Origin of the sequence: Pseudomaricurvus albidus, from assembly GCF_018863235.1 — a bacterium.
Lineage (GTDB): Bacteria > Pseudomonadota > Gammaproteobacteria > Pseudomonadales > Cellvibrionaceae > Pseudomaricurvus > Pseudomaricurvus albidus.
Genome location: NZ_JAHKRS010000010.1, coordinates 129629 through 148646, shown reverse-complemented (window position 1 = coordinate 148646; position 19018 = coordinate 129629). Strand labels below are relative to the sequence as shown.

Annotated in this window: 12 protein-coding genes; 7 read left to right on the top strand and 5 right to left on the bottom strand. The window is 51.2% G+C overall.

All coding sequences use genetic code 11. The features are described from left to right. Nucleotides 1–55: 55 nt before the first annotated feature. Both uvrB and rlmKL read right to left on the bottom strand, forming a co-directional pair. Nucleotides 56–2059 (bottom strand): excinuclease ABC subunit UvrB, encoded by a 2004-nt coding sequence (gene uvrB / locus KOI40_RS15505; RefSeq protein WP_216098442.1) that lies wholly within the window; start codon nt 2057–2059, stop codon nt 56–58. A 69-nt stretch (nt 2060–2128) separates the two neighbouring features. Beyond that, nucleotides 2129–4315, bottom strand: coding sequence for a bifunctional 23S rRNA (guanine(2069)-N(7))-methyltransferase RlmK/23S rRNA (guanine(2445)-N(2))-methyltransferase RlmL (rlmKL, locus tag KOI40_RS15500; RefSeq protein WP_216098441.1), 2187 nt, complete (start codon nt 4313–4315; stop codon nt 2129–2131). 306 nt (nt 4316–4621) lie between these two features. Here rlmKL and rmf point away from each other — a divergent pair, with 306 nt between their 5' ends. After that, nucleotides 4622–4825: a ribosome modulation factor gene (gene rmf / locus KOI40_RS15495; protein ID WP_216098440.1), complete on the top strand. Its 204-nt coding sequence runs from the start codon at nt 4622–4624 to the stop codon at nt 4823–4825. 137 nt (nt 4826–4962) lie between these two features. Here the strand turns inward: rmf and KOI40_RS15490 are convergent, their stop codons facing one another. The 3 genes from KOI40_RS15490 to KOI40_RS15480 all read right to left on the bottom strand — a co-directional run bounded on the left by KOI40_RS15490 (nt 4963) and on the right by KOI40_RS15480 (nt 11352). Beyond that, nucleotides 4963–5991, bottom strand: a complete 1029-nt coding sequence (locus KOI40_RS15490) for a quinone-dependent dihydroorotate dehydrogenase (protein WP_216098439.1) — start codon at nt 5989–5991, stop codon at nt 4963–4965. A gap of 137 nt (nt 5992–6128) precedes the next feature. Beyond that, nucleotides 6129–6347 carry a DUF2835 domain-containing protein gene (locus KOI40_RS15485; protein WP_216098438.1) on the bottom strand — a complete coding sequence of 73 codons (219 nt, stop codon included), beginning with the start codon at nt 6345–6347 and terminating at the stop codon, nt 6129–6131. 88 nt (nt 6348–6435) lie between these two features. Next, entirely contained in the window at nt 6436–11352 is a 4917-nt protein-coding gene (locus tag KOI40_RS15480; RefSeq protein ID WP_216098437.1) for an NAD-glutamate dehydrogenase, read from the bottom strand. 293 nt (nt 11353–11645) lie between these two features. Between KOI40_RS15480 and KOI40_RS15475 the strand changes: the two genes are divergently transcribed. From KOI40_RS15475 to KOI40_RS15450, 6 genes are all read left to right on the top strand, one after another. Beyond that, complete coding sequence (locus tag KOI40_RS15475; RefSeq protein ID WP_216098436.1) at nt 11646–12605, top strand: AAA family ATPase; 960 nt, start codon at nt 11646–11648, stop codon at nt 12603–12605. Continuing rightward, nucleotides 12605–13552: a DUF58 domain-containing protein gene (locus KOI40_RS15470; protein ID WP_216098435.1), complete on the top strand. Its 948-nt coding sequence runs from the start codon at nt 12605–12607 to the stop codon at nt 13550–13552. The genes KOI40_RS15475 and KOI40_RS15470 overlap by 1 nt, the downstream gene beginning before the upstream one ends. After that, nucleotides 13540–14100, top strand: a complete 561-nt coding sequence (locus KOI40_RS15465) for a DUF4381 domain-containing protein (RefSeq protein WP_216098434.1) — start codon at nt 13540–13542, stop codon at nt 14098–14100. Before KOI40_RS15470 ends, KOI40_RS15465 begins: the two co-directional genes overlap by 13 nt. After that, nucleotides 14087–15169, top strand: coding sequence for a VWA domain-containing protein (locus tag KOI40_RS15460; protein ID WP_216098433.1), 1083 nt, complete (start codon nt 14087–14089; stop codon nt 15167–15169). The genes KOI40_RS15465 and KOI40_RS15460 overlap by 14 nt, the downstream gene beginning before the upstream one ends. Beyond that, on the top strand, nt 15162–17153 hold the full coding sequence (locus KOI40_RS15455; protein ID WP_216098432.1) for a vWA domain-containing protein: 1992 nt from the start codon (nt 15162–15164) through the stop codon (nt 17151–17153). Before KOI40_RS15460 ends, KOI40_RS15455 begins: the two co-directional genes overlap by 8 nt. Before the next feature lie 120 nt (nt 17154–17273). Then, the gene (locus tag KOI40_RS15450) at nt 17274–18968 is read left to right on the top strand and encodes a BatD family protein (protein ID WP_216098431.1); all 1695 of its coding nucleotides are present in this window, start codon (nt 17274–17276) and stop codon (nt 18966–18968) included. Nucleotides 18969–19018: the final 50 nt, after the last annotated feature.

The following is a 19018-nucleotide window of genomic DNA, read 5'->3' as shown; positions in this document are numbered from 1 at the left end:
TGGTCTTCGGACGGCCGGCGCTTAGGGCTTACCGCCTTCAGACACTTCGTCTCGGTTAAGCCTGCGAAGCCTTTAACTTGCTGATCTGATCCCGCAAACGGGCGGCCTCTTCAAATTCGAGGTTCTTGGCGGCCTGGAACATCTGCTCTTCCAAAGTAGCCACGTGTTTCCAGACATCCCCGGTAGCCAGTTCCGCTTCGTATTTGCCCTGCTTTTCCGCTGCTTTACGGCTATTGCGCTGCGCTCTGGCGCCAGGCACATAGGTGCCTTCCATAATGTCAGTGACGTTTTTACGAATGCCTTGTGGCGTAATACCATGCTTCTCGTTGTGGGCGATTTGCTTGGCCCGGCGACGTTCGGTTTCGTCAATGGAACGACGCATTGACCCTGTAATCTTGTCTGCGTAGAGAATCGCCTTGCCATTGACGTTCCGGGCAGCACGGCCAATGGTTTGTATCAAAGAGCGGTCAGAGCGCAGGAAGCCCTCTTTGTCCGCGTCAAAAATAGCCACCAAAGATACCTCGGGCATATCCAGCCCTTCCCGCAAGAGGTTGATACCCACCAATACGTCAAACTCACCGAGACGCAAATCGCGAATGATTTCTACCCGCTCAACGGTATCGATGTCCGAATGCAAATAGCGCACACGCACACCGTGCTCCTGCAAGTAGTCGGTCAGATCTTCCGCCATGCGCTTGGTCAATACGGTGATCAACACCCGCTCATCCAGTTCGACCCGCTTGTGGATTTCGGACAGCGCATCATCCACCTGAGTGCCGGCTGGACGAACCTCAACTTCAGGGTCGATCAGCCCCGTAGGACGTACCACCTGCTCAACGGTTTGCCCCGCATGTTCTTCCTCATAAGAGCCGGGAGTTGCCGATACAAAAATCGTTTGAGGCGCTAACCGCTCCCACTCATCGAAACGCATGGGACGGTTGTCCAGAGCTGAGGGCAGACGGAAACCGTATTCTACGAGGGTTTCCTTGCGCGAACGGTCACCCTTGTACATTCCGCCAATCTGGGGGACTCCAACGTGAGATTCATCGATCACCAACAAGGCATCTTCCGGCAAATAATCGAATAACGTTGGAGGAGCCTCTCCAGGCGCGCGTCCTGAAAGATAACGTGAGTAGTTTTCGATGCCGGTGCAATAACCCAGCTCCTGCATCATTTCCACATCGTATTTGACTCGCTGTTCGAGACGCTGCGCCTCCACCAGCTTATCGTTATCACGAAGCTGTTTAAGGCGTTCCTTCAACTCCTGCTTGATTTCATCAATGGCATCTACGATGGTTTGCCGCGGTGTAACATAGTGAGATTTCGGGTACACCGTAAACCGGGACAGCCTTTGCGTCACTTCACCTGTCAGCGGATCAAACAGCGACAACTGTTCAATTTCTTCGTCGAACAGCTCAATACGCAGAGCCAGATGGTCAGAGTCCGCCGGGAAAATATCAATAACATCACCGCGCACGCGATAGGTCGCGCGATGGAAATCAATATCATTGCGGGTGTATTGCAGCTCAGCCAAGCGTCTTACCAGCTCGCGCTGATCAATCATGTCGCCCCGAACCAGGTGCAACACCATTTTCAGGTAGGAATCCGGATCACCCAAACCGTAAATGGCGGAAACCGTTGCAACAACAATGGCGTCTTTGCGCTCCATTAGAGCCTTGGTGGCCGAGAGTCGCATTTGCTCGATGTGCTCGTTAACCGACGCGTCTTTTTCGATGAACGTATCCGATGACGGCACATAGGCCTCGGGCTGGTAATAATCGTAATAGGATACGAAGTATTCCACCGCATTATTGGGAAAGAACTCTTTGAATTCACCGTATAACTGGGCCGCCAGAGTTTTATTTGGCGCCATGATCATGGTGGGTCGCTGGATCTGCTCGATGACGTTAGCGATGGTAAAGGTTTTCCCAGAACCGGTAACCCCGAGCAGAGTCTGGTGTGCCAGCCCCGCCTCGATTCCCGCAACCAGGCCCTTGATGGCCGAGGGTTGATCACCGGAAGGCTTGAATGGACTGGATACAGTAAATGGCTTGCTCATGGGTTACATCTTCATCTATCGGGCACAGTGAATCACATATAGTCGCAAGAAACCGGCGACCGGACAAGATCACCTTGCCCGGATCAACCAGCACTGATGGATTTTGACATTGCGCTTAAAATCGGGGTCCAGCGTCTGCTGGGTAATATTTTCCACGGCATAACGCGCTTCGATTTCTTCATCCAGCTTGAAGCTTCTCAAGTTGTTGGAGAACACCAGACAACCACCGGGTAGCAGGATATCCATACAGCGGGTCACCATATCCAGATGATCTCGCTGGATATCCAGCACCCCTTCCATTCGTTTGGAGTTGGAAAAGCTCGGTGGATCCAGCATGATCAAATCGAATCCTTCACGGCAGTCCTGCAACCACTGCAAACAATCCCCCTGCACCAGCTGATGCTTGCTGGTGGAGAGATTATTCGCTTCAAAATTCTTCTCAGCCCAACGCAGATAGGTTTTCGACATATCCACACTGACCGATTCTTTTGCCCCTCCCAGCGCTGCGTGAACACTGGCGGTCGCGGTGTAGCAAAACAGATTGAGGAATCGTTTGCCGCGAGCCATCTGGGCGATGCGCTGGCGCACAGGTCGATGATCCAGAAACAGACCGGTATCCAGATATTCCCAAAGATTAACCAGGAAGGTTGCCGGTCCCTCTTTTACGGAAACCAACGGGTGACGCTCTTCGGTTTGGCGCTGGTATTGCTCTTTGCCACGATTACGACGGCGCTGCTTGAAGCTGACATGTTCATGATCGACACCCAGCGCAGCCGGAACAGCCGCCTGAATCTCTTCAAACCGGGCAATCGCTTTTTCTTCATCAACACTTTTGGGTGCAGCGTACTCCTGCACATGAACATAAAATTCATGGCCACTGCCGTCGTGAACCTTGTCACTGTAGATATCAATGGCGGCAGAATATTCGGGCATGTCGGCATCGTAGAGGCGATAACAACAGATTTCGTTTTTCTTGACCCACTTTGACAGCTGTTTGAGGTTTTTACGCAGACGATTGGCCAGCATTTCTGCCCCGGCAGACAAGGGCTTGGGCTTATTCAACTCAGCCGGTGGCGCATTCACATACTGTGAGGGCTCAATATCGACCATCAACAATTCGCTGGGCAGCGCGCCATTAAAAAGCTTGTACCGCTTTTTCGCACGCAACCCCATGCTCTTGCCCAGATCCGGGTTGCCGGTAAACACACCCAGTTTCCAGCCTTCGAAGTGTTCGCGGCACTTGTCCCCCAGCTGGCGGTAAAGTCCTTTCAGCGCTTCCTGCTCCCCCAATCGCTCGCCGTATGGCGGGTTTGTCAGAATCAGGCCAAAATCCAGGGTTGTGTGGGTTGGCTTAACCAGTTCTTCCAGCGGTTTACACACCACTCTTACGTAATTATCCAACCCGGCCATACTGATGTTGGATTCCGCGGCAAACAGGACTTTGCGATCGGCATCGTATCCACGGATTTCAGGAATTTTGCGCTTCAAGCCTTCACGATAGCGGCTTTGCGCCTCGTGACGCAGTTCTGACCAGGCTTCTTCATCGTGATTTAACCAGCGCTCAAATCCAAACGTGGGACGATCCAGACCCGGCGCGTAATCCAAAGCCATCATGGCTGCTTCAATCAGGATGGTTCCGGAACCACACATGGGGTCGATCAAAGCGCCACCGTGTTTGGCGATTTCCATCCAACCTGCCCGCATCAACAGAGCCGCTGCCAGATTCTCTTTCAGAGGCGCGGCACCCTGCTTGGTTCGGTAGCCCCGACGGTGAAGACTATCGCCACAGAGGTCGATACTGAGGGTCACATGGCCACGATTGAGCCGGGCGTTGATCCGCAGGTCAGGATCTTGTTTGGCCACACTGGGTCTCGCCCCGGCGCTTTCACGAAAGCCATCCACAACGGCATCCTTGATTTTCACCGCGCCAAACTGAGTATTCCGGATCACATTACTGGAACCCGTGAAATCCACCAGCAGTGTGCCTGTAGGGTTCATATGCTCGGACCAATCGATCTTGAGTGCAGCATCGTAGAGATCTTCGGCGCTGTTTACCTCAAATCGACCCAGAGGCAGAAACACCTTGTTGGCAATACGCGACCAAAGGCAGGCACGATATGCCCCTTTCTGGTCGGTGGTGAAATAGACCCCAGCCACGGTTTCTCTCAGCTCTTCGAAGCCAAAAGACCGCAGTTCTGCCATTAATGGGCCTTCCAATCCTTTCGGACAGGTAGCGAAATATTGTTGAATGGTCATTTTGCCCTTTAGAAAGCCTCGATTTTCAATGTGATAAATCCAAGCTTTTCAATTAGTTAAATCATTAATTGAATACATTATCGAGTATCTAGATCACACCCGACTAAACAGCCTCAGGATTATAAGAAATAAATCATTCACAAGACTGTCATTACTTTGTTGTACTGCGAGTTCGTGACTAGGGTTCTTGTCGCCCGGCACGAGCAGTACTTTTTCTCAGGCATTCAGGAACGGATCGCTCGCAGGAATGCGTCCGGTTCAGAAAGCGTAGACAACTCATCAAAAAACTGAGAGGTACCTCTTCTTATGAAAACCCAAAAACGCAGTCAAACTACACGCGCCTTCAGCAAAGGTTATCAAGCTGGTATCGATGGGCGTTCGCGCAGTCTCTGCCCTCACGAAAACGAACTCACACGACAAACATGGCTCAGCGGCTGGAGAGAAGGACGCACAGACCACTGGGACGGTTTCAATCGAGCCGCCAAGGCTCAAAAGCTCAGTAACATGTAATCCGAATTGGCCTTTTTGAACACGGGGGCTCAATTCAGGGCTCCCGGTCAAATCATGACCTGAAGCCAGCTTAATCCCCTCACCTCTACCACCAAATCCTTACCCCAGGCCATCTCACCTATCAGTCAGATCATCACTCAAGAACGGTGTTTTAACCTGGCAATGGCTTTGGCAGATTCTGCGATCAGTTCGGGCCCACGGTAAATAAAGCCGCTGTATACCTGAATCAGGCTGGCGCCGGCTTCAATTTTTTCAGCTGCATCGGCACCGTTCAGGATACCACCTACACCTATAATCGGTAGCTTGCCGCCCAGCGCTTCAGACAAACGGGCAATGACTTCAGTGGACTTGTCACGAACCGGTGCACCACTCAGCCCACCAGCCTCATCGGCATTTTTGGATCCTTCGACGCCTTCACGAGAAATGGTCGTGTTGGTGGCAATCACGCCATCCAGACCGCTATTGATAAGGACCTCAGCAACTTGCTGTATGGCGACTTCATCCATATCAGGCGCAATTTTAACGGCGATCGGGACATAGCGGTTGTGTGCTTTCTCCAGGGCAAGCTGCTCTGCCTTTACCGTCTCAAGCAATGATTTCAGGCTTTCACCAAATTGCAGATCTCGCAGTCCCGGGGTATTCGGAGAGGAAATATTGACAGTAATATAGTCGGCGTACTCATACACTGCCTGCATACAAAGCTGATAATCATCAGCCGCCTTTTCCACCGGAGTATCGAAGTTTTTACCGATATTGATACCCAGGATGCCCGAGTAGCGACGACGTTTCACCTGCTCGACCAGATGGGCAACCCCTTTGTTGTTAAAGCCCATGCGATTAATGATGCCCTGATGTTCAGGCAGGCGGAAAAGACGCGGCTTGGGGTTGCCCGGCTGAGGCCTTGGGGTGATAGTACCAATCTCAACAAAACCAAACCCCAGCTGTCCCAGAGCGTTAAAGCAATCACCGTTTTTATCGAGCCCGGCCGCCATACCTACAGGATTGGGAAACGTCAGCCCCATAACCTCGACTGGGTTGGCCGGAATGGGCTTAACAAAGGGCCGAATCAACCCCAATCGCTCACCAGCACCGAGCATATCCAGTGTGAGTTCATGAGAGGTTTCTGCATCCAGGCAAAACAATGCTTTTCGCGCCAAATTGTACATGAGCGGGATCCTGAGAAGTGATAATTAAGATGGCCGCAAGGATACTGTAAAGCGTAAGCCAATGCGAGGTTGAGCCCCATTATTCAAGGCCTTGAGCGCAACTCTCCCGGCGCGTCCAGAGACAGTGAGCTCAGAGGTTAAAGGCGCTTGATGGATTCAAAGCGGTTATCCGCTGTAAAACGAATCATGAAACGCCCCCTGACCCCGTCCCGAGTCACATAAGGGCGTAAAATATTGGCAGGAAACTGCACCCTTCTGCCATCAACAGATACCGCAGACACATGCTTGGCAGCACCCGCGTACATACGCTGGTACTCTTCCGGAGCAATAGTCAGATTGACGACAAGGGCGGGCATGGCTGGTTTTCTCAAACAAGTAAAACAAGCGCCATGTTGCAAGGGCGGCACGGGAAAATCAAGCCTCCTCTACCGCCCTAAAATCGATTTACTGCCCCAGAACGCACATCATGCTGTCGTCATCCAGGGACGTACAATGCTGGCTGGCTTGCGCCAGATCCAACAGTTCCCTGAGCGCCACTGAAAACATGGCAAAATCAATTCCCGGGGTTGCCTGCAACTCATTCACCATCGAATGCCAGCGTCCTATTAACAGACTGTGCTGAACCATCCAACGATCCAGGGTTGCATTCACATCCATATTGTCGCCGGCGAGCCGAATGATGGAAATGGCCAAAGTACGCATCTGTGACTCAACATCATCCATAAACGTTTCTCTCGCCATGGCCTGCCAGAATGTGTCTACTTTAACTTCAGACATCTGGGTAGCGAACCAATGCAAACCCAGCCTGTCACTCAGGGCAAAATAAACACTGGCCACTACCACTGGATCGGCGTTGGTCACACTCGCAGCCTCAACAACATTCAACGCCGAATACAGGGTTGCCGGCAACGCTGCCCAGGAGGCCAACGACTGGGGTACTCCCTGATCCATCAGCGCTTTTGTATCCCGATCCCAGTCCTCACGGGGAGCGCCACACATCACCGAGGGTAAATTAACCACCAGTTGATCCACCGCGTCAGAGAACTTTTCCACCTCCTGTTCTGGAGACAAAAAGCCTCGACGGTTACGCAAGAACCAGCGCGTTGCCCGACGCATGCGACGCATCATTTTGGCCTGCATTTGATACTGCAGCTCCGAGTCCCGCTTTGAATCCAGCGCCTCCACCGCGGCAAAAAATTCATGCAACTTATAGATATCCCGTACGGTCACGTAGGCTTTGGCGACATCAATGGCAGTGCAACCCGTTGCCTCGACCAGGCGGTGGGAGAAATTAATCCCCATATAGTTGATCATGTCATTTGCCACTTGCGTGGCGACAATCTCCTTACGCAGACGGTGCTGATAAATCTGATCGTGGTATTTTTTACGCAATTCCAGAGGGAACGCAGATTCTACCGCTTTCATCATGTAGGCATCATCCGTCAGCGCATTATCTGCCAAGGCCTCTTTCAACTGTACTTTGGCGTAAGAGATCAAGACTGATAGTTCGGGCCTTGTTAGCGATTTACCTTGCTGCTGACGTTCAACCAGAGCCTCATCCGTTGGCAGGAATTCCAGAGTGCGATCCAGATGTCCGTTGTCTACCATATGATTGATGAAACGACGATATTCTCCAATACGATTGAATACCTGATACTCAGCCAGTGAGATAGCCTGAGTCTGTTTATAGTTATTGCTTAGCACCAGATCTGCAACGGTGTCCGTCATTTTTTCCAATAAAGTGTTACGTTGCTTGACAGTCATATCACCGTTCATCACAACACCATCCAACAGGATTTTGATATTGACCTCGTGGTCCGAGCAATCCACACCGGCAGCATTATCAATAAAGTCCGTATTACAGCGACCGCCATTAAGGCTGTATTCGATACGCCCCAATTGGGTCATGCCCAGGTTTCCGCCCTCACCAAACACCTGACAGCGAAGCTCATCCCCATTGATACGCAAAGCATCGTTGGCTTTATCACCAACATTCGCATGAATCTCCTCGGAACCTTTCACATAGGTACCAATACCGCCATTCCAAATAAGATCCACAGGCATTTTGAGCAGTGCGGTAATGACTTCTGCAGGCGTCAAATGATCGGCTTCTACACCCAGACATTCCTTCATCGCTTTGGACATGGGAATGGATTTTGCCGAGCGGGAGAAAACACCTCCCCCTTCGGAGATCAATGATTTATCGTAATGCTCCCAGGTCACCCCTGGAGTATTGAACATCCGTTGACGTTCCTGAAAGCTCTTGGCGGCATCGGGTTTCGGATCAATAAAGATATGCAGATGGTTGAACGCTGCTACCAGTTGAATATGTTCGGACATTAACATGCCATTGCCGAACACATCGCCGGCCATATCGCCTATTCCAACAACGGTAAAGTCCTCGCTCTGTACATCAATGCCCTTCTCTTTGAAGTGTCTTTGCACAGACACCCAGGCACCACGCGCTGTAATCCCCATTCCTTTATGGTCATACCCCTGACTGCCACCAGAGGCAAAGGCGTCACCCAGCCAGTGGTTGTAATCTTTTGAGATGGCATTGGCTATATCAGAGAAGGTAGCGGTACCCTTATCCGCTGCCACCACCAAATAGGGATCGTCACCATCTCGCCGTACAACCTGCTCAGGCACCACGATCTTGCCATCGACAATATTATCCGTAATGTCGAGCAGACCTTTAATAAAGGTCTGATAACAGGATATGCCTTCTGCCATATAGGCTTCCCGACCGCCACTGGTGGGCAATCTTTTGGCCACGAATCCGCCCTTGGCGCCACTGGGTACAATGACTGCGTTTTTCACCTGCTGGGCTTTTACCAACCCGAGCACCTCTGTACGATAATCCTGCAAGCGATCTGACCACCGCAGACCGCCCCGGGCTACGGCGCCGCCACGCAGATGCACGCCCTCCATTCTTGGAGAGTAGACAAAGATTTCATACATCGGCCGCGGCTCAGGAATGTTGGCAATCGCCCTCGGACTAAACTTGAAGGAAATATAAGTCTTGGGATCGCCATTCTCATCGAATTGATAGAAATTGGTTCGCAAGGTCCCCTGAATGAACTCCAGGTAGCGACGAATGATACGATCTTCACTTAAGTTGCCAACCCGCTCGAGGCTCTCAATAATTTTATTCGTCAATCGGCTGATGCGGGTATTGTCCTTGTCTGACTTTTGATTAACCCGAGGATCAAAGGTTGTCTTGAACAAAGCGACCAGATTGCGAGTGATATCCAGATGGTGCGACAGGGTATTGGCAATATAACTCAGACTGAAATTGAACATTGTCTGCTTCATATAACTGGCATAGGCACGCAACATGGCCACTTCCCGCCAATTCAAACGCGCGCCCAAAACCAGACGATTGAACGCATCGCTGTCGGTCTTTTTGTACCAGGTTGCAGCAAAGGCTTCCTGGAAATTATTTCTCACCGAATGCACGTCCACTTCAGCATTCAGATCAAATCGCAAATTAAAGTCCTGCATCCAGACACAGCGACCGCTTTTGGTCACAATTTTGTAGGGATGCTCACCAATCACTCTCAAGCCCAGGTTTTCAAGCACAGGAATAGCATCTGACAATTCCAGAGGTTTATCCAGATGAAAGACCTTAAAACGCATGTCCTGTTTTTCAGCACCAAACGGCTGATAAAAACTCATTGCCAAAGTGTTGTCTTCATCCAGCCCGGTGGTGATATCAATATCCTGAACCGCCACTCTGGCTTCATAACTCTCTTTGTAACTGGACGAAAAAGCATCTCCATAATCTGAAAACAACCTCGACCCTGCCTCTTCACCGTGACTTTCACACAGGGACTGATACAAACGCTCGGTCCAGGATCGGGTGATATCAACAATCTGATGCTCCAGTTTTTTCACATCAATATCGATATCTTTATCGGGATCAACTTTAAAGACGATGTGAGAGCGGGCCAACACAGAGGCAGAAAAGTAGGTGGTAAATTCGTGTTCTCGGGCGTGGATCGCCTCGCCTATAAGATCCTGAATTTTGACCCGGATCTGAGTACTGAACTCATCCCGTGGCACATAGACGATACAATTGACGAACTTGCCATAAGGATCGCGACGAACAAAAAGCTTCACTTTATGCCGTTCTTTGATTCTCGCCACACCCATAACCGTGTCAAACAGTTCAGACTCACTGCTTTGGAATAACTCGTCCCGGGGGAAAGTATCCAGTATCTGCCTCAAAGCCTTCCCATCATGGGAATTCAAGTCCAGCTCGGAACGCGCCAATACGTTGGAGATCTTTTGCTTGATCAGAGGAATATTACTGGGCGATGCAGTATAGACCGGAGATGTGTACAACCCCATAAACCGACTTTCACCACAGACATCACCGTCCTCACTGAATTGCTTCACCACCACATAATCTGAATAAGAATGGCGATGCACTCTCGACCTCACAGAAGACTTGGTAAATGAGACGATGTCTGAACTGGAGTGAAAGTGGGTCATGCCCGCATTGAAATCGGAGACCTTGACGCTGTCGGGCTTGGTGCCATGCATTCGAAACAACCCCAACCGGGAATCGGTTTTCTCCTGCAACACCCGATTTTTACCCTTGCCGGAAAACTCATACTCCACGTAACCCAAAAGCGTGAAATGGGCATCCGCCATCCATTCCAGAAAGGCATCCGCTTCCTGAGCGTTTTCAAGCAGCGACCCACTTTTGATTTTACTGAGATTATCACGAGAACGGCTCACCTGATCCAACAGAGGCTGGTAATCCGCCACGACCACTTCGACATCGCGCAACACCGAACGCAGGCTATCAGACAGGGATTGCATCGCCGATTCGTTTGTATGGAGGTTGATTTCCAGATAGATCATTGCCTCGTGATGGTACTCACGATTTTTTGACTGACGACTGGTATCGCCTTTAGCTACCAGATCCAGCAGTTTTCCATGCTTGTCTCTGGCAACACTAACGACAGTACTACTAATCGCATGCAGAGCAATGTTGCGACGATTCACTTCGATACGCACTGAATCCACAAGGAAAGGCATATCCCGCTGCAAAACAGACACCACGGTATGGCCACACAACCAGCCATCCTCTTCCAATCCTGGATTAAACACCCTGACTTTGGCCGCCCTTAGCGGCCCATCCTGTATAAAATTCCACCAACCCAGGAGACTGCCAAACACGTCGTTCAGGGATTTACCCTGAAGCTCATCGAGATCTGCCTGACAGTAATATATTTCGGCAAACGATTTCAGCTTGGCCGCTGGCCCGCTGGCTAACTTTTCATCAATACACTCAAACAGCTGTTGCAGGAATGCTTCTTGTGAATCAGCTACTACCGAACTAATACGCACTGTTTACCCCTTATTTTTGCGAAATCACCGTAACTCTCTGACATAAAACGGTGTGAATAGCCTTCCCATAGCATAGACCATGGCATTTGCCTTCACCCTATACGAATTTTTACGATTCATCGGCCGTAACTTCTTCAAAAGTGGAACCGATGCCACACTCTGTGGTCTACTCACACTCAGATAGTGGAAGCACTTGATACACGTTTCTCAAGCGGTAGAATTCCATGTTAATTCAGTGACTTACTTATCAGCGTTTAAGCGTCAAGCAACGCTTTGGAGAGCACCACAACATCATGAATACCCAATCACCACTCAACGCCTTAAAACAGTGGCTTCAATCTCAGATCATTGGTCAAAGCCACCTTGTAGACAGTCTGCTCATCGCCCTTCTCGCTGATGGCCACCTGCTGGTTGAAGGCGCCCCAGGATTGGCCAAGACCAAAGCGATTAAAACCCTGTCGGATGGAATTGAAGCCGACTTCCACCGGATTCAGTTTACGCCCGATTTGCTTCCGTCTGATGTCACCGGTACGGATATTTACCGCCCGGAAAACGGCAGTTTTGAATTCCAGGCCGGTCCTATTTTCCACAATCTGGTACTGGCCGATGAAATCAACAGGGCCCCGGCCAAAGTGCAATCCGCACTGCTTGAAGCTATGGCAGAGCGCCAGATCAGTGTCGGCAGCACGACCTATCCCCTGCCTGAACTGTTTTTGGTTATGGCAACACAGAACCCGATTGAGCAGGAAGGCACCTACCCTCTGCCGGAAGCTCAACTGGATCGCTTTCTGATGCACGTTACCGTGAACTACCCCAACGCCAGTGACGAACGAGACATTCTCCGTCTGGCCAGAAACGAGGCAGCCCACACACCTATTTCCCAGCCGCCAACCCTGTCTCAGGAAGACCTGTTCCGCATGCGTCAGGAAGTGCTCGATCTGCACATGGCCGAAGCTGTTGAGGATTACATTGTCAACCTGACCATCGCCAGCCGCTGGCCCTCCACCTACAGTGAAGAACTCGCCAAATGGATTGAGTTTGGGGTCAGCCCTCGTGGAACTATTGCTCTCGACCGCTGCGCCCGAGCTCGAGCCTGGTTGAATGGCAAAGATTTTGTCAGTCCCGATGATGTGCAGGCAGTACTTCCTGACGTGTTCCGTCACCGTTTGCTGCTTAGCTTTGAGGCCGAAGCCTCTGGCGTAAATGCCAATCAGGTGATTGAAGAGTTGATTCAGCGGGTACCTGTGGCCTGATGAAACAGCTGGACTTTCGCCAACCCGCTCAAGGGGCCTATGTCAGCCTCGATGATTTGCTCGGTCTTCGTTTTGCCGCCCGCGAGTTGCAAATGAAACCTCGAAAGCAAAGCCATTCACAGATGAGTGGCGGTGTCCGCACCCGTTTCCGCGGGCGTGGCATGGAGTTCGAAGAAGTCCGGCACTATCAGGCCGGGGACGATATCCGCAGCATTGACTGGAGGGTTACTGCCCGGACTCAGGTCCCACATACCAAATTGTTTCGTGAAGAGCGTGAACGTCCGGTAATCATCATGCTGGACCAAAGAGCCTCTATGTTTTTTGGGGGACAACACTGCTTTAAATCCGTCGTTGCCGCTCACGCTGCGGCACTCATGGGGTGGGTCGCACTGGATAACAATGATCGCATTGGTGCGCTGGTGTTCAACGACCTTGAGGAGCGCGACATCCGTCCCAAACGGAGTCGTCATACGCTGTTGAGCGTGCTGCAAGCAGTACAGGGATATAATGAGCAACTTCAATCCCCTCTCCCTCCCGCCAATCATATTCCATTGGCCCAGCGGCTGAGTGATTTGCGCCGAATTGCCAAGCCCGGCAGTGCGATCATCATCATCAGTGACTTTAATGACCTTGATGAGGCCTGTGATGAGCAGCTCTACAAACTTGCCCGTCACGGAGACGTTTCTTTATTGAACGTATCGGATCCCCTGGAAATGCACCTGCCTGACAATTTACGTCTTACGGTAAGCGACGGGCAACGTCGACGGACGATTGATACCAGCAACCAAATGTTCAATCGTTCCTTTGAACAAAATTTCAGCAGCCATATGGAACATTTGCACTCCCTGGCAGGTCAATTGGCTTTACCTCTGCTGAATATCAGAACAGACCAGGCTCCACTGTTACAACTGCAAACTCTATTTGGAAAACAGTCATGCCGACGCTAAATTCTCCGCCATCGGCACCTCAACCACAAACTCCGCCAGATCCCCTGGCCGGATTAAGGGATATTCATACTCCTGCAGAAATTTCTGGTCTCCCTATTGCTCCTGGCTGGTGGATTCTTGCTGCCCTGTGCCTGGCAACACTGATACTCGGAGGATATTGGCTGCACCGATGCCGCCAACAAAACCGCTATCGTAAAGAAGGCCTGTATCTGCTCCAACAAACGGTGGAAGACACAGACAGCGACGACTCGAAGCGTTTGCAGAATATCAACAGCCTGCTTAAACGCGTGGCACTTGTAGCATATCCGAACTCCGGCGTGGCCAGTTTTCATGGCGATAGCTGGACACACTTTCTGCAACGGTCAGCACCGGATCTACAGCAACCGCCAGAGTTACCTGAAATTTTGAGCACGGGCCTTTACGCATCACCCTCACAGCAAACAAAGCAGGTCCAGATACTGGAGGCTTACGCCTCAAACTGGATCAAACAGCACCTTAAAGAATCCAAACTGTCTGTTCAAACGGAGACCAGTCATGCTGCAATTTGATTGGCCCTGGATTTTTGTATTATTGCCACTGCCATTATTGATTTACCGTTTTTGGCCTGCTGCCAAGCAGGAAGACGCCGCTTTGCTGGTCCCTTTCTATGACCGCCTGCCAGGCACTGAAGGCTCCGGTGGAACACATCGATTTAACCAGTGGTTTCGTCTGTTACTGCTCAGTCTCATCTGGGTTGCCACCCTGACAGCCACTGCCCGCCCCATGTGGATTGGCGACCCCATAGCCATGCCAGCCAGTGGACGGGACCTGCTTCTGGGGGTGGATATTTCCGGCAGCATGGAAACCCCCGATATGGAATGGCAAGGCGAAAACTACGACCGCCTGAGCATCGTTAAAGCCGTCGTCGGTGACTTCGTCAAGCGACGACAAAGCGATCGCCTGGGACTGGTTCTGTTTGGCACCCGTGCATATCTGCAGGCGCCTCTCACCTTTGACAGAACCACCGTCAACCAGCTCTTGCAGGAAGCTCAATTGGGTTTCGCCGGGGAGAAAACCGCCATTGGCGATGCGATAGGATTGGGTGTTAAACGCCTGCGTGACCGCCCCAAAGATAGCCGCGTGATGATTCTCCTCACCGATGGTGCCAACACCGCCGGGCAGGTTACGCCTTTGAAAGCGGCTGAACTGGCAGCCAAGGCCAATGTCAAAATCTACACCATCGGGATTGGCGCTGACGAAATGATTACCCCGGGCTTGTTTGGCAGCTCCTTCGGTGCGCGACGGGTCAATCCATCGGCCGACCTGGATGAAACAACGCTTAAAAAGATTGCCAAACAAACAGGCGGCCAATATTTTCGCGCCCGCTCACCTGAAGACTTACAGCTGATCTATGAACAACTGGATCAGCTGGAGCCAATAGAGCAGGAAGCAGAAGTGTTCCGCCCAACGCAATCCCTCTTTTATTGGGCACTCGGCTTCGCACTGGCTCTGTGCGCACTGATGTTTGTACAACGGCTGTTACTGGATGCAATGAACCGATTATCAAGCTCTCCGACCACGGCACAGGCTAACGTCCAGCAGAGCACCTCCCATCAGGAGGACAGCTCTAATGCCTGATCTGGATTTCGCTACTCTGCAATCGCAATTTCACTGGCTGCGCCCTCTTTGGCTGCTAGGAATTCCAGTTGCATTGTTGATTGGTGCTTACCTGCTACGTGGCCGGGCACACAACAGTCAGTGGAGTAAGTTCATCAACCCACAGTTACTTCCCTATCTATTGCAGGGAAAAATCAGCAAGCAACAACGCTGGCCGCTGTTCATGCTGACTTTTGCGCTGATTCTGGCCAGCCTCGCTATGGCTGGCCCAAGCTGGGAAAAACTGCCACAACCAATTCATAAAACCGAAAGTGCACTGGTGATACTCTATGATATGTCACCATCCATGATGGCCGAAGATCTGAAACCTTCACGTCTTGTCCGATCGCGGTTAAAACTCATCGATTTGCTCAAGCAGCGACAAGAGGGACTCACAGCGTTGATTGCCTATGCCGGCGAAGCTCACACCGTGACACCATTGACTGACGATACCGACACCATCAGCAGCCTGCTCCCCTCATTGTCTCCCAATGTTATGCCAATGAGTGGCAGCAATACTGAAATGGCCTTTGATCAGGCCCTGACCCTGTTCAGGGATAGCGGCCTCACACAGGGAGATATTCTTCTGGTTACGGACGGTGTTGCCATTGATGCCCAGCAATACATCCGCAGAAAACTCCCTGTGGGCTTCCGCCTTTCCATACTCGGCGTCGGCACTGAAGCTGGGGCCCCGATTCCAGTCAACATTGGCGGCTTCGCCAAGGATCGCAATGGCGGCATCGTATTGGCCCGCCTGAATGAAGGAGAACTTTCTGAGCTGGCGACCAAAAGTGGTGGCAAATACCGCACACTGAGTCATGACGACAGTGATATTGAAGCACTGAATCCAAAGCCCGAATTACTGGACAATCAGACCCGTGAACTGGAGCGGGAATTTGATTCCTGGCTCGATCGCGGTGCCTGGCTGGCCTTACTGCTGATTCCCTTTGTCGCTTTTAGTTTCAGACGTGGCTGGCTTTTGGTTTTGCCTTTAATCCTGATACTTCCCGAGCGCAGCTACGCTTTCGAGTGGAAAGACCTTTGGCAAACAAAAGACCAGCAGGCTCAGGAACTGTTGCGACAAAACAAGGCCAGCGAAGCTGCTGAAACCTTCACCCGCGAGGACTGGAAAGCCACAGCCCAGTATCGCGCCCAACAATACGAACAAGCCGCAGAAACCTTTGCCCGACAAGAGACGGCCGATGGGCATTACAATGCCGGTAATGCCCTTGCCAGAGCCGGAAAGCTGAAAGAAGCCATCGAAGCCTATAACCAGGCACTTTCGCAACAACCGGATTTTGAGGACGCCAAGGCAAATAAGGATCTGGTTGAGAAACTGCTGGAACAACAGCAGCAAAACCCTCAACAAAACTCCTCTGACAATCAGAACCAACAAGGCGATCAGCAGGACTCACAGGGTGATAATTCACAAAACCAGCAAAACTCTGGACAGCAAAATCAGGACTCAGGTGATCAGGAGTCGCAGCAAGAGAACCAACAGCAGTCTCAAAACAATGACTCTGAGGGACAACAGAACGACGGATCTCAAAATCAACCGAACCCGGAGCCCTCGGATGATTCAGAACAATCGGATGGTTCACAACAGGACGGCTCGCAGCAGGAAAGCTCCGGCGATAATGATAAGGAGCGCACTGGCGACAGCCCTACTCCACCAGCCCATGAAAACACGGATCAAGAACAGCCATCTCAACAGGCCGAGCCCCAGGGCAATGGCGATGAACAAGGCAAAGATTCCGAACAATCTGCACAAGGCATGCAGGCTGCCGAAGAGGACGGACTGCAGGATGAAGAAAAACAGGCTATGGAGCAATGGCTCCGAAAGATTCCGGATGACCCCAGCGGCTTAATGCGCAAAAAGTTTGAATATCAGTATCGACAGCGTCGCCTGCAGAACCAACAAGAAAACTGGCAACTACCCGGCGGCCAATCTGAACAGCGCTGGTAATCAGGCGAAAGCGATCAACCAAACAATGACTGTGCTCAAAACATGACAATGACTTTTAAGACACAAACCATGAAACACTATTGCAACTATCTTCTGAAAACGTCTCTAGGCACATTATTAATGCTGACGCTGTCAGTTTTTGCAATCACAGCTCACGCACAGAGTGTCTTAACCGCAACCGTTGACCGATCACAAGTGAGTCTTGAAGAAACCTTGAAGTTGCAGGTCAAATTCAACGAGCAGGTCATGTTTGGCGAACCTGACTTTTCCGAGCTGGAACAGAACTTTGACATTCTGGGAAACAGCCGAAGCAACCAATATCGAAGCATCAACGGCAAAGTAGAATCATGGACACAGTGGACGCTGACACTGGCGCCCAAACGCGAAGGGAAATTACTGATTCCATCGTTCAAATACGAAGGCAGCTTCAGTGATGCCATTGAGATTACCGTCACCAAGACACCCGCCGCTGCATCAGCCAGTGACAAGCCTGTGTATATCGAAGCAGAACTGGACAAGCAGCAAGGTTATGTCCAGGAACAATTTTTGTACACCATTCGACTGTTTACATCTGTGGATCTGAATGGACTCGACCGGGGTGAATTAAAGATCAAAAATGCCCTGGTTAAACCCGTTTCAGAAAGTCAATTCCAGCGCACCATAAAAGGCGTACCTTATGGGGTAGTTGAAACCACCTACGCCATATTTCCACAACAAAGCGGCTCGCTTGAAATACCTTCAACCATCTGGACCGTGTCTGTCCAAAACCGCCGCGGTTACTCCTACGATCCATTCTTAAGGCAAGGCGGCCAGCAGCTGCGCCTGAGAACCTCCCCTGAAGTTATTCAGATTGATGCCAAGCCGGGCAATTACCCAGCCGATGAATGGCTGCCAGCCAGGAATATTCAGCTCACGCAAAGCTGGAGCCAGTCCCCGGATGACTTCAAGGTCGGCGAACCCATCACTCGCAGTATCACCATTCGGGCAGAGGGTCTGATGGCATCGCAGCTTCCGCCTCTGGAATTGCAGGATCTCAGTGATGTTAAATACTATCCGGATAAACCTCAGTCGGATGAAAGCATCGCCTCCGATGGCGTAACCACCACCAAAACCGAAAGTTACGCGATTGTCCCCAGTCAAGCAGGAAAGATTACCCTGCCTGCCATCACCCTGCATTGGTGGGATACTCAGGCCAAACAGGTCCGGGAAGCCAGCGTGCCCGCCCAAACGATCATCGTTACTGATCCGCTTGCAGGCCAATCTCCATCAGAGTCTAACCTATCTGAGGGCAGTGCATTTCCAGACGTGGCTCAGGATGTCCAGCCAACTACCACCGGCGGGACCTCATCCCTTTCGGGTCAACCCCTGTCTCAGGATGACCGCTGGTTTTACATCTCCATGGCCCTGCTGGTAACCAATCTGATGTTGTTGGTTTTGTGGTTACAAGCGCGCAAACCTCCTTCATCGACCAACCCCAAGCCTGAGCCTAAGAAAGACCAGCCCAGCGAAAAACAGGCCTATAAAAGTCTGAAAAGCGCATTGCAGAAACAGGATCCAGCTGCCATACGGTCGGCACTATTAATCTGGGCACGTATTTACGAGAACGATCCGAGCCTGTCCTCATTGCAGCAATTGGCAGAGACATTGCCGCCCTTGGCAGCACCTATCCGCCAGATTGAAGCCGGGATCTATGGACAAAATGAGACTCAGATTGACACCGAGAGCCTCCAACAAGCTCTCGTAGACTTGCGTCGCAATGGTTACACTCCTGCGTCGGCCAATAAGGCATCAAATTTGCCGCCGCTGTATTCCTGAATCATCAGTGTGACCAAAGCTAAAACAGGATGTCTGACAAGTTGTTAAAA